At 43.7% G+C, this 12,572-nt stretch carries 12 protein-coding genes; all 12 read left to right on the plus strand.

The window, feature by feature from the left end; translation table 11 throughout:
* Positions 1–12 precede the first annotated feature (12 nt).
* The 12 genes from AC4HCY_RS04860 to AC4HCY_RS04915 all read left to right on the plus strand — a co-directional run bounded on the left by AC4HCY_RS04860 (position 13) and on the right by AC4HCY_RS04915 (position 12,539).
* Positions 13–1,356 (plus strand): MATE family efflux transporter, encoded by a 1,344-nt coding sequence (locus tag AC4HCY_RS04860; RefSeq protein WP_323433601.1) that lies wholly within the window; start codon positions 13–15, stop codon positions 1,354–1,356.
* A gap of 15 nt (positions 1,357–1,371) precedes the next feature.
* Complete coding sequence (gene nagA, locus AC4HCY_RS04865) at positions 1,372–2,502, plus strand: N-acetylglucosamine-6-phosphate deacetylase (RefSeq protein ID WP_323433602.1); 1,131 nt, start codon at positions 1,372–1,374, stop codon at positions 2,500–2,502.
* A gap of 96 nt (positions 2,503–2,598) precedes the next feature.
* Complete coding sequence (locus tag AC4HCY_RS04870; RefSeq protein ID WP_323433603.1) at positions 2,599–3,459, plus strand: MurR/RpiR family transcriptional regulator; 861 nt, start codon at positions 2,599–2,601, stop codon at positions 3,457–3,459.
* Positions 3,460–3,463: 4 nt separating this feature from the next.
* Positions 3,464–4,642 (plus strand): anhydro-N-acetylmuramic acid kinase, encoded by a 1,179-nt coding sequence (locus AC4HCY_RS04875; protein ID WP_491095506.1) that lies wholly within the window; start codon positions 3,464–3,466, stop codon positions 4,640–4,642.
* A 25-nt stretch (positions 4,643–4,667) separates the two neighbouring features.
* The gene (locus AC4HCY_RS04880; protein WP_323433605.1) at positions 4,668–5,168 is read left to right on the plus strand and encodes a GNAT family N-acetyltransferase; all 501 of its coding nucleotides are present in this window, start codon (positions 4,668–4,670) and stop codon (positions 5,166–5,168) included.
* A 15-nt stretch (positions 5,169–5,183) separates the two neighbouring features.
* Complete coding sequence (locus AC4HCY_RS04885) at positions 5,184–6,251, plus strand: serine hydrolase domain-containing protein (protein WP_491095507.1); 1,068 nt, start codon at positions 5,184–5,186, stop codon at positions 6,249–6,251.
* A gap of 16 nt (positions 6,252–6,267) precedes the next feature.
* Positions 6,268–7,821: an ABC transporter substrate-binding protein gene (locus AC4HCY_RS04890; protein WP_323433607.1), complete on the plus strand. Its 1,554-nt coding sequence runs from the start codon at positions 6,268–6,270 to the stop codon at positions 7,819–7,821.
* 24 nt (positions 7,822–7,845) lie between these two features.
* Positions 7,846–8,790: an ABC transporter permease gene (locus AC4HCY_RS04895; protein WP_255228156.1), complete on the plus strand. Its 945-nt coding sequence runs from the start codon at positions 7,846–7,848 to the stop codon at positions 8,788–8,790.
* A gap of 11 nt (positions 8,791–8,801) precedes the next feature.
* The gene (locus tag AC4HCY_RS04900; RefSeq protein ID WP_442916752.1) at positions 8,802–9,641 is read left to right on the plus strand and encodes an ABC transporter permease; all 840 of its coding nucleotides are present in this window, start codon (positions 8,802–8,804) and stop codon (positions 9,639–9,641) included.
* A 15-nt stretch (positions 9,642–9,656) separates the two neighbouring features.
* Positions 9,657–10,592, plus strand: a complete 936-nt coding sequence (murQ, locus tag AC4HCY_RS04905) for an N-acetylmuramic acid 6-phosphate etherase (RefSeq protein WP_491095508.1) — start codon at positions 9,657–9,659, stop codon at positions 10,590–10,592.
* 2 nt (positions 10,593–10,594) lie between these two features.
* A complete protein-coding gene (locus tag AC4HCY_RS04910; protein WP_491095509.1) occupies positions 10,595–11,581 on the plus strand; it encodes an ABC transporter ATP-binding protein in 987 nt (328 codons plus the stop codon).
* Complete coding sequence (locus AC4HCY_RS04915) at positions 11,574–12,539, plus strand: ABC transporter ATP-binding protein (RefSeq protein ID WP_323433611.1); 966 nt, start codon at positions 11,574–11,576, stop codon at positions 12,537–12,539. The genes AC4HCY_RS04910 and AC4HCY_RS04915 overlap by 8 nt, the downstream gene beginning before the upstream one ends.
* The last annotated feature ends 33 nt before the right edge of the window (positions 12,540–12,572 follow it).

Genomic DNA, 12,572 nt, shown 5'->3' on the forward strand with positions numbered 1-12,572 from the left:
TTGGAGGATCATATGGCTTTGATAGATAAAAGAATGGACAGCAGAATCTTTGCTTTGGCATTGCCTGCAATCGCAGAGATGATGGCTCATACGCTTGTCTGGACAGCTGATACCGCAATGGTAGGAAGGCTTACGGCAGCGGATATTGCAGGTGTAAACTTAGGGGTACAGATCATGTTTACCCTGGGCAATGTCATGGGAGCTATAGGCATAGGCGCTACAGCACTTGTAGCCAGAAATATAGGGGCAAAGGATAATGAAAGGGCGGAATACATAGCAGGGCTTGCTATAAGCCTGGGAATAATAGTGGCGCTGATACTGGGTACTTTAGGCATTATTTTTGCCAGGTCAATATTCACTGCCATAGTCAAAGATCCTGAAGTGATCAGGATAGGCAGTGCTTATTCAAGGATCGTCTTTACAGGCACGTTTTTTGTAATACCTTTGATCATATCAAGCTCTATTTTACGGGCTGCGGGCAATACGGTGGTACCGATGATTTCTGCCATGATAGCCAATGCGATAAACATAGTAGGAGATTATGTATTGATATTCGGCAAGCTGGGCTTTCCAGCTTTGGGAGCTGATGGCGCAGCTATAGCCACTGCAGCTTCACAGGCCATAGGTTTTTTCATATGCTTTGCTTTTCTTGTAAAGGGCACCAATGGCATCAAGCTCAGGAGAAAAAATATGTTCAACTTCAAGAAGGAATCTCTTAATACATTGATAAATCTCAGCATGCCTGCAGGTATGGAGACCTTTATGAATGAGGGCAGCAGGCTTTTATCCTCATTCTGGATAGCCCAATTGGGCACCATAGCTTTTGCAGCTAATTCCCTGGCTGTGGCGGCTGAGTCTTTATCCTTTATGCCCGGCAACGGATTCGCCGTTGCAGCAGCGGCCTTGGTAGGCCAGAGTCTTGGAGCAGGCGATCGGGATACGGCTGAAAGAATAGCCAAAAGATCTGTAGCATATGCATCTTTGCTTATGGGAGCCGTGGGGCTTGCGTTTTTCTTTTTCCCTTACAGCATAATGAGGGTTTTCAGCACAGATCTGGCTTCGGTTGCGGAGGCTTCAAAGGCTATCAGGATAGGGGCTTTTGAGCAGGTGCCCATAGCTGTCGGAATGGTTATGTCGGGTGCTCTCAAAGGAGCCGGGGATACTAAAGGTCCCTTTAGGATATCTCTGGTAACGAATTTCCTGTTCAGACTTCCTTTGATCTTTGCAATCGTATTTTTGATAAACGGAAGTATCAGCTATGTTTGGGCTGCTACTGCCTTGCAATACGGAGTGGAGGCAATTCTTATGGTCATAAGATACAGCAAAGGGCATTGGAGAAGGATCGATATAAGATGATGAGAGGTGATAGCTTTGTTAGCCATTATAAACGGCAGGGTTATAGTTGGTGATTCTATCGAGGATAAAGCGATTTTGCTGGAAGGTGAAAGGATACTGGATGTATGCCCTAAGGTTCCGGATAAGGCTGAGGTTATAGATGCCAAAGGCCGATATGTATCCCCCGGTTTTATCGATATTCATATTCATGGCTGCAAAGGCTTCGATATAATGGAAGATACCTATGAAGCGGTTATGACCATGTCTCAATATCTATTGAAGACAGGCGTTGCCGGATTTTTAGGCGCCACAATGACAGAGAGCATACCGAAGATAAGGGAAGCCATAAAGGAAGCCAAAAGGGCTTCATATGCTGCCGCCGGAGCAGACCTGCTGGGGATACATATGGAAGGGCCTTTCATATCCGGCAAATATAAAGGTGCTCAGGGAGAGCGTTATATATTGGAGCCGTCCATAAAGGATTTTAAGGAAATCTGCGGTGATGATGAAGATTTTGTAAAGCTTGTGACCTTATCTCCTGAGCTGGCAGGAGCCGAGGAACTTATAAGATACCTGGACGGAAAAGGGATAATACCTTCGATGGGGCATACGGGGGCCAGCTATGAGGAAGCCAAGGCAGGAATAGAATGGGGAATAAAAAGCAGTACCCATACCTTCAACGGGATGAAGGGCTTTGATCACAGGGAGCCCGGAGCCTCGGGCGCAGTGCTGGATTCAGATATCGCTGCAGAATGCATAGCCGATGGAGTGCATGTTCACGGAGGAGCATTAAGGATACTGGCAAGGCAAAAGGGCCCGGACAAAATTATTCTGGTGACCGATTGCATGATGGCAGGAGGCATGGAGGACGGAGAATATGCCCTTGGAGGACAGAAGGTCTATGTGAAGGATGGCATAGCAAGGCTTGAGGAAGGCCAATTGGCAGGCAGCACCCTCAGCATGGACAGAGCTGTCAGAAATATTTTATCCATCCTGGATATAAGCGTTCCCAAGGCCGTGCTTATGGCAACCCGGAATCCTGCAATGCTTCTGGGGCTGAAAGACAGGGGCAGGATCGAAAAGGGATGCATGGCGGATCTGGTAATATTCGACGAGAATATAAATATAGATATGGTATTGAAATCAGGAAAAAGAGTAGATGTGTGATATATATCACACATCTTTTTATTTTTATGGTTGTAATAATATTTCAATAAACATATAATAAAAGTGAAATAATATTTTAATAAGGGGTGGCAGCTAATGACTCATAAACAGGGAGCATTGACTATGCTGCGGGATATGTCAAATGACTTGCCTTTATCAGAAAAGAAGGTAGCTGAATATATTCTGGAAAAGCCTCAAGAGGTCATCAATCTCACTGCGGCAGAGATAGGCAAATACAGCGGGACAAGCAGTGCGGCAGTGATTCGTTTATGCAAATCCCTGGGGCTTAAAGGGCTTCAGGACTTGAAGATGAGAATTCACGGAGATATGAAAAAGAACGACAGCATAGCCTATAGGGACATAAAGGCCGATGAGAGCCAGGAGTCCGTGGTTCAGAAGATCACAAACAACAATATCAAGTCTATAATGGAAACTTCAGAAATAATGAACTTTCAGGCATTGTCTGCGGCTGTTGATTCTATGCTTGCGGCTCAGACGGTCTGCTTCTTCGGCATAGGAGCATCCGGGGTAGTTGCTAAGGATGCCCAGCAAAAATTTATAAGAATAAACAAAAACAGCCAATGCTTTGAAGACCAGCATTTGACTGCTACAGTTATTGGAAATATGAAATGCAAGGATGTGATGATGGGCATATCTTATTCCGGCGAGACCTTGGAGGTTATCAAGCTCCTCAAATTCGCCAAGGACAATGGCATCACCACAATAAGCCTAACCAAGTACGGCAAAACTTCTCTATCGGAGATTGCCGATATCAATCTCTTCACTTCATCCTGCATAGAGGTGCCTTTCAGAAGTGCTGCTACTTCGTCACGAATGGCCCAGCTCCACGTCATGGATATTTTATTCATGTGTGTTGCCACGAGACAGTACGATGACACCATCAAATATCTGGATCAGACAAGAAAAGCAACGGACATATTCAGAGAAGGAAGGTAGCATCATGATAGATATTTTAAATAATATAATGGAAAAGGATAAGAAGCTTTGTATAGGCCTTATGTCGGGCACTTCTATGGATGGCATAGATGCTGCGCTGGTTGAAATAGAGGGCAATTATAAGGATACAAAAGTAAGGCTTCTGGAGTTTTTGATGCTGCCGTATTCGCAGGTCGAGAGAGAATTCATACTAAAGCTGTGCAGTCCTAGCACTTCAAAGATCGATGATATATGCGAGATGAATGTATATTTGGGCAATAAGATGGGCCAGGCTGCTGTGAAAGTTGCGCAGAAGGCCGGCATGAGCCTGAAGGAGATAGATTTCATAAGCTCCCACGGTCAGACGATTTATCATATGCCGGAGAAGAACAGCACATTTCAGATCGGAGAGCTTGCCGTTATTGCAGCGGTAACTGAAGCGGTTACCGTAGGAGATTTCCGTCCCAGCGACATGGCTTACGGAGGGCAGGGGGCTCCATTGGTGCCCTATGTGGACTACTTGCTTTTTTCCCATACGGACAAGAGCAGGGTTCTGCTCAACATCGGAGGCATGAGCAATATTACGGTTTTGAAGGCTGACGGCAATGAGGATGACGTATGGGCCTTTGACACCGGTCCCGGGAATGTTTTGATAGATGCCGTGATGAAGATAGGGACAAATGGCCGAATGAACTATGACCTGGGAGGTGTTATGGCATTATCGGGGAGGACATGCCTGGATTGGCTTTCTAAGATACTGGCAGAAGATTCATATCTTGATAAAAAACCGCCTAAAAGCACGGGAAGAGAATATTATACATTGGATTATGCCGGAAAGCTCTATACCTACGGTATAGGCATGGGTTTAAGCTTTAATGATATTCTGGCTACAATAACCTGCTATACTGCCCATGCTGTGGAATCTCAGCTTCGTAGATTCGTAGAGCCAAAATGCAAGGTGGATGAAGTCTTTGTCAGCGGCGGAGGTGTCCATAACAAGGCTTTGATGCAGGAGTTGAAAAGAATAATCAAGGCAGAAGTGAAATCGGCGGAGGAATTGGATTTCTCTGTTGATGCTAAGGAAGCGGTAGCTTTTGCTATATTGGGAAATGAGTTTTTGTCAGGACGCACCAATAATTTGCCTGGTGCTACAGGTGCGGCAAAAAAAGTAATCATGGGGAAATTAGCTTTACCAAGCAGATGATTAATAAACAGGGAGGAGTGCCTATATGGTTGATATAAGGCCCATAAGGCTTGAAGATGCCGAAAAGTACATGAACCTATTCAATATGCTGGATGAAGAAACTATTTTCAGGCTTTATGAACCGGGTGAAAGAGTTATCACATCGGAGCAGCAAAGGGAAAACATAAGGCAAATAATGAACAATAAGAAATCGCTTCTTTTAGTGGCAGAAGAAAAAGGGGAGCTTTTAGGCTACCTGATGGCTGCAGGCAGAGAAATCAAGCGTATCGCCCATATGGTGCATATAAGCATAGGCATATTGCAGAGCCATGCAGGCAAGGGCATAGGCACAAGGCTGTTTACGGAGCTTGAAAGTTGGGCCAAAGAAAATGGCATACATAGGTTAGAGCTCACTGTAATGGAGAATAATGAGGCCGGCAAGGCATTGTATAGAAAAATGGGCTTTGAGATCGAAGGTATAAAAAAGCATTCTCTTTACGTCGATGGAGAGTACATAGACGATATATACATGTCAAAGCTCATATAGGGGGGTAAACCATACATGTGGAATGCGATTGACAGCATTATTAAAAAGTATATGGTGGCAGGTTATTTTCCCGGTGCCGTATGCAAGGTATCCGTCAGGGGAGAAATGATTTATGAGAAGTCTTTTGGCTATGGCAGTCTTGAACCGGTTTTGGTCCCTGCAAACGAAAAGATGGTTTTTGATGCAGCCTCATTGACAAAGATCGTTACTTCTACGGTAGCTTTGATGTTGATCACAGATAATAAAATGAAGCTTGAAGACCCTGTACTAAATTATTTCGCTGAGGCTGCGGACTATCCTGCATTGACGGAACGATTGAAGGATGTAACAGTCGAGAATCTTCTCACACACAGTTCAGGCTTGATAGATTGGTATCCTTTTTATAGCGAAAAGGGAGATTTTCTTCAGGTCCTCAATGAGATTACCGGGAGGACCGAAAAAGTAAAGGGTGTATTGTATAGCGATTTAAACTTCATGCTGTTGGGAGAGATGATCAAAAGGATTACCGGCATGGGACTGGATGAAGCATTGGAGCAGTATATAAGGATACCTTTAGGTATAGATAATATGAATTATTGTCCAAAGGATAAACTGAATATTGCTTGTACTGAGTTTGGCAACAGGATAGAAAAGAGCATGTGCAAGGATAGAAATATAAGCTTTGACGGATGGAGAACAGAGAATTTGCCTATTTGCGGTGAGGTCAATGATGGAAATGCATTCTATTATTTCGGAGGCATGTCAGGCCATGCAGGAATTTTTTCAGATGCAGACGGCTTCACAAATATATGCCAACTATACTTGACGGGTGGGGAGTGGAAATCTAAAAGACTTATTGAAGAGAGGCTTGTAAAAGAAGCCATGAAGGAGCAAAAGGATGGCAGAGGACTAGGCTGGCAAATTTCTGAAATTTTTCCTCAGGGGTGCGGGCATTCAGGCTTTACAGGGACATCCCTATGGCTGTGCCCGGAAATGGATATTGCTGCTGTGACTTTGACCAACAGGCTTCATACAAGGCAGCCCAGAAATTTGCAGCCGTTCAGGCAGGAGCTTCACGAAGCAATCTTAAATCAATTAAAATAATAAGGGGGAAATTGAGTTGAAGAGAAAATTATCAATTATTGCACTTCTATTGGCATTTGCTGTTTTATTTACAGCTTGCGGACAAAAGCAGCCCGCTCAATCGGCGGGAGAAAGCAATGGGCCTGCAAAGGAACAAATCCTGCAATATGCTACTGATGGAGAACCTGCAGGCTTAGACCCTCACAAGGTCCCGGCAGCTGCATCCATCAGGATATACGGCAAGATATATAATAGCCTTGTGGATATGGATGAGAATGGAGAATTCCAGCCTGAGCTGTCAGAGTCATGGAAGCAGCCCGATGATGTCACTTATATTTTCAAGCTGAAACAAGGCGTAAAGTTTCATAACGGAAGAGAAATGACCGCCGACGATGTAAAATACAGCTTCGAAAGAATACTGAATCCCGATACGGCAGCAGTAGGAAGATCATATTTCTCAAAGGTCCAAAGTGTAGAAGCAGTAGACAAATATACTGTAAAGTTCAGCTTATCAGACCCTTATGCACCCTTCATGGCTTACATGACAAGCGTATATGCTTCCATAGTGCCTAAAGAAGTGGTAGAAGAAAAAGGGAATTTGATGCAGACAGCTTGCGGCACCGGACCATTCATGCTTAAGGAATGGATACCTGACAATCATGTAACTCTGGTTAAAAATCCAAGCTATTTCATGGATGGTCAGCCGAAGCTCGACGGCATAGTATTCCACATAATGCCTGACGAGTCCTCTCGATTGGCAGCGCTTAGGACAGGCAAGGTTCATATTACAAAGCTCTCGCCTCAGAGCATACCCTTGGTAAAGGATAATAAGGATATAAATATTATAAGCTATCAATCAAATGAATACAGCTATTTAGGATTCAATATGACTATAGAGCCCTTTAATAATAAGAAGGTCAGACAAGCTATAAGCCTTGCAGTCAACCGCCCGGAAATAGCGCAGACCATATATGGAGGAAACGCTGTAGTATCAGGACCTGTGCCTCCGTCACTCAAGAAATGGTCCATAGACGCGGAAAGCACTGAAATGTATCAATATAATATTGAAAAAGCCAAGCAGCTTTTGGCTGAAGCAGGATATCCAAATGGCTTTGAAACAGTGATAACTGCAGGCTTATATGATGATATAAGGGATACGGCCCAATTGCTTCAGAAGCAGCTTGAAGCCATCGGCATAAAAGCCACTATACAAAACCTGGAATCAGGCCAATATGTAGATGCCTGGAAAAATAAGAATCATCAGATGATGGCCGGCAGAAACGGCTCCGGCTCCGACCCGGACAGGGCATTGGGATTCTTCTTCTCTACCAAAGGCTCCGCAAACGTTTGGGGATATTCCAATCCTGAGTTTGACGCGTTGACAGAAGAAGCAAAGATAACAGTGGATGAGACAAAGAGATTGGAGCTTTATAAAAAAGCTCAGGAGATACTTATTGATGACTCACCAAATTTGTTTATAATATCGCCGATGGATTATTATTTCACCAGAACCGAGTTAAAGGGATTTAACCCGGATACATTCAATACTGAAGACTTTGAAAATGTAGTCATCGCATTATTATCAAAATGAGTTATTACATTAGGATGTGAGAAATTGAAGGATTATATCATCAGAAGGATACTTATGCTCATTCCTGTCTTAATAGGTATAACCCTATGCATTTTTCTGATAATGCATATGCTGCCGGGAGATGCCATATCAAGCATGCTTGGTATAGAGGAAACCCCTGAGGCGAGGCAAAGGCTTGAGGAGCAATTTGGTTTAGATCTTCCCTGGTACAAGCAATATTGGAATTGGATATCGAGAGTTCTGCAGGGAGATTTCGGCAATTCACTGAGAACTGACAAGCCTATACTTCCCGAGATGCTGAGCAGATTCAAGCTAACCTTTGAGCTTACTCTTTTGGCAGCTGCTATATCTTGGATAATAGCAATACCTTTGGGTATTATCTCTGCTTTAAAGAGAAATACATGGGTAGACGGAGTTGTAAGGGTTATGTCCTTAATCGGAGTATCCGTACCGAATTTTGCATTGGCGACACTGCTTATATTAGTTTTGTCCCTAGGTTTTTCTTATTATCCTCCGGTAGGATATGAGAGCTTTATTGAGAATCCGGCTGTCAATTTGCAGATAATGATTTTGCCTGCCTTTGTGCTGGGGGCTATAATGTCGGGTTCTGTAATGAGAATGACCAGATCCTCCATACTTGAGGTTCTGAGGCAGGATTTTATCAAGGCTGTAAGGGCTAAAGGAGCAAGTGAAAAGATAGTGATATTTGTGCATGCACTGAAAAATGGAATGATACCAATAATCACCCTCATAGGTATGCAGATAGGCTCCCTGCTGGGCGGCACTGTTGTTACGGAACAGATTTTTTCTCTGCCGGGTTTGGGACAAATGGTCCTTACTGCTATCAACCAGAGAGATTACCCTGTTGTCCAAGCCTGTATAATGTTCATAGCCTTCATATATGTAATAGTTAATCTGATAGTAGATATACTTTATACCTATATAGATCCGAGAATATCCTATAAGTAGCATGGCAGGAGGTGAAAAGTTTGCATGTTTTATTGAAGAATTTGATGAAGGACCGCCTAGGCAGGATAGGACTGCTGGGTGTACTGGTTGTAGTTGTATTGAGCCTTTTGGCTCCTGTTATAGCTCCTTATGAGCCTACGGATATGTTTTCCAAAAACATTTTAAATCCTCCGGGAAGCAAATTTATTTTCGGTACTGATGAATTCGGGAGGGACATATTCAGCCGTGTGATATTCGGAGCGAGGGTATCCCTCATAGTAGGCATAATATCTGTAGGCATAGCAGCCACTTCCGGATATATACTGGGTCTTATTGCAGGATACTTTGAGGGCAATGTAGATAATGTCATAATGAGGCTTATGGATGTGCTCTTTGCATTCCCGTCGATACTTTTAGCACTGGCAATAGTGTCTGTGTTAGGTCCGAACCTTTCTAATACCATGATTGCCATAGGTATAGTGTCTACACCTGTATTTACAAGGACTGTCAGGGCATCTGTAATTTCTGTAAAATCTATGGAGTATATTACAAGTGCAAAAGCTATAGGATTGAAGCCCCTTGATATAATAATGAAGCATATTTCGCCTAATATTATGGCTCCATTTATGGTGCAAGTAACTCTGGCCCTATCAGGTGCCATATTGACAGAGGCATCAATGAGCTTCTTAGGCTTAGGCATACAACCGCCCAACCCTTCTTGGGGATCCATGCTCAATGCAAGCCGGAGCTATATGGAGCTGGCTCCTTGGACAGCTATATTCCCTGCTATATTTATCATTTGCACCATACTGTCATTTAATATACTTGGGGATAGTTTGAGGGATATTCTGGATCCAAAACTGAAATTATGATATGGGAGAATAGAAATGGTAGAAGATAGATTAAACATGATAACAGAAAGCATAAATGAGAACAGTATAGATATAGATAAAATCAGCATAGAAGGAGCCCTCCATCTGATGAATGAGGAGGACAAAAAAGTTGCTTTTGCTGTTGAAAAAGCACTGCCTCAAATAGCTAAGGCTATAGAATTGACGGTCTCAGCCATAAATAGGGGAGGAAGACTCATATATATCGGTTCCGGGACCAGCGGCAGACTCGGCGTATTGGATGCTTCTGAATGCCCTCCCACTTTTAATACGGATCCGGAAATGGTCAAGGGGATAATTGCCGGAGGAGACACCGCGTTGAGGAAAGCTTTGGAAGGGGTGGAGGATAACGAGGAAGAGGCAGTCTCATACCTTAAACAGGAAAGATTGAGTAATTCCGATGTACTTATAGGTATAAGCGCCAGCGGCAGCACTCCTTATGTGCTTGGGGCACTAAAATACAGCAGGATAATTGGCGCATCCACTGTGGGCATTGCCTGCAATCCGGAATCTCCAATGGCCGATTTATCTGATGTCATGATAGAAGTCATAGTGGGGCCTGAGATCATATCGGGATCTACGAGGCTTAAAGCAGGTACGGCCCAGAAAATGGTGTTGAATATGATAAGCACCATAACTATGGTGCAGCTGGGCAAGACCTACATGAATTTAATGGTGGATTTGCAGGCTTCAAATGTTAAATTACGAAACAGAGCCCTGAACATACTAAAAAAGGTTACCTCTGTCAAAGACGAAGGTGAGGCTCTTCGATTATTGGAACATACAGGATGGAGTGTTAAGGAGGCCATTGTTATGGAGAAAACAAAACTTCCTGCAAAAAAGGCCAAGCAATACTTGAAGAACTCTGGGGGAAGGGTTTCCAAAGCTATTGAAATGGCTGAGAATCAAATTTCTTCAGGCGGGGTGGTATGACCATGAGTGCCTTGCTTCAAATAAAGAACCTTGATATAGAATTGAGAACTCAAAAATCCGCTTATAAAGTGGTTGAAGACATAAACATAGAAATAGGAAGGAAGCAAACCTACGGTATCGTTGGAGAATCGGGCTGCGGCAAGAGCCTGACAGCCATGTCCATAATGGGGCTTTTATCAAATCCGCCCCTAAGGGTAGGAAGAGGAGAAATGATATTTGACGGGCGCTGTGATTTGCTTAAGCTTACCGGAGAGGAAATGAGAAAAATTAGGGGAAAGGAAATATCCATGATATTTCAAGAGCCTATGACTGCATTGGACCCCCTTTTTAATATAGAAAGCCAAATTGTAGAAGTATTGAGGTTTCACTCAAATTTGAGTGAAAATGAAATGAAGGAGACTGCCCTGGAAATGCTGAAAAAGGTTGGAATACCGAGGGCAGAGTCGATAATGAAGGAATATCCCCATCAGCTTTCAGGCGGCATGCTTCAGAGGATAATGATAGCCACGGCTCTCATATGCAACCCAAAGCTTCTCATAGCTGACGAGCCTACGACCGCATTGGATGTCACCATACAGGCACAAATTTTGGACCTCATGAACGAACTGAAAAACTCCTATGATACTTCCGTGATAATGATAACCCATGACTTAGGTGTTATAGCGGAGACCTGCGATCGGGTAGCAGTATTCTATGGCGGCCAGGTAGTGGAAGAGGCGGATGTAGTAACTTTATTTCATAATACCGCTCATCCTTATACTTTTGGACTTTTAAGAGCGGTGACTTCTTTAGGCGACAAGAATAAAGGCCTGTATTCCATACCCGGTGTCGTACCCTCTGCGGATAAAATGCCCAATGGCTGCAGGTTCTCGGAAAGATGCGGCAAGAGACAGGATATATGTATGGATACTGCTCCAAAGTTGATTGAGATAGAAGAAGGGCACAAATGCAGATGCTGGCTTCATGAAAGGGGGTACCGCAATGGCTAAAACATTGCTTGAGGTAGAAGGCCTGAAGAAATATTTTCCTGTGAAATCCGGCATCTTCAAAAGAACTGTAGGCTTTGTTCATGCTGTGGATGATGTGAGCTTATCTGTTTCTGAGCGGGAGACCTTTGCTTTGGTGGGAGAAAGCGGGTGCGGAAAATCCACAACAGGGAGAAGCATACTGAGAATTTTGGAGCCCACCGAAGGCAAGGTGATATTTGACGGAGAAGATATTCTTAGCTGCTCTACGGAGCAAATGAGAAAAAAGCGAAAGGATATGCAGTTGATATTCCAGAACCCTTATAGTTCGCTAAATCCTCGAATGACTGTAAGAATGCTGCTTTCCGAGCCCTTGGAGACCCATTTTAACTTATCTTCAAAAGAGGTTCAAGATAAAGTAGTCTGGATGCTGGAGGAAGTGGGACTTGCCAGAGAGCACCTGGACAGATACCCTCATCAGTTCAGCGGAGGACAGAGACAGAGAATAAGCATTGCCAGAGCCCTTATCACGGAGCCTCGTTTTGTGGTAGCTGATGAGCCTGTTTCGGCTTTAGATGTATCTATACAATCACAGATACTGAATCTTCTGATGAAGCTCCAGCGAGATATGAACCTGACATATGTATTCATATCCCATGATCTGAACGTCGTCCGGCATATAAGCAGCAATGTGGGGGTAATGTATCTGGGGCAGATTGTAGAAAAAGGGGAAACGGAGAATCTGTATGAAAGGCCTCTGCATCCTTACACCAAAGCTTTATTATCTGCAGTGCCTTCCAAGGATCCGCTGAATAAGAAAAAAAGGATAATCCTTCAGGGTGATGTGCCCAGTCCTGTTAATCCTCCTAAGGGCTGCCCCTTTCATCTAAGATGCGATAAGATTTTCGAGCCTTGCAGCAGCTCAAGACCGGAGCTTAAGGAAGTAGAGACCGGGCATCATGTAGCGTGCCATTTATACTAAAAAAGCATTTATCTTTAGTCAGCTTTATGTTAT

The sequence above is a fragment of the Lutispora sp. QWL-02 genome, assembly GCF_058315355.1.

Coding starts and splice junctions, on each gene's coding strand:
- AC4HCY_RS04860 (WP_323433601.1), top strand. CDS start 13: ATGGCTTTGATAGATAAAAGAATGGACAGCAGAATCTTTGCTTTGGCA.
- AC4HCY_RS04870 (WP_323433603.1), top strand. CDS start 2,599: ATGACTCATAAACAGGGAGCATTGACTATGCTGCGGGATATGTCAAAT.
- AC4HCY_RS04875 (WP_491095506.1), top strand. CDS start 3,464: ATGATAGATATTTTAAATAATATAATGGAAAAGGATAAGAAGCTTTGT.
- AC4HCY_RS04880 (WP_323433605.1), top strand. CDS start 4,668: ATGGTTGATATAAGGCCCATAAGGCTTGAAGATGCCGAAAAGTACATG.
- AC4HCY_RS04885 (WP_491095507.1), top strand. CDS start 5,184: ATGTGGAATGCGATTGACAGCATTATTAAAAAGTATATGGTGGCAGGT.
- murQ (WP_491095508.1), top strand. CDS start 9,657: ATGGTAGAAGATAGATTAAACATGATAACAGAAAGCATAAATGAGAAC.
- AC4HCY_RS04910 (WP_491095509.1), top strand. CDS start 10,595: ATGAGTGCCTTGCTTCAAATAAAGAACCTTGATATAGAATTGAGAACT.
- AC4HCY_RS04915 (WP_323433611.1), top strand. CDS start 11,574: ATGGCTAAAACATTGCTTGAGGTAGAAGGCCTGAAGAAATATTTTCCT.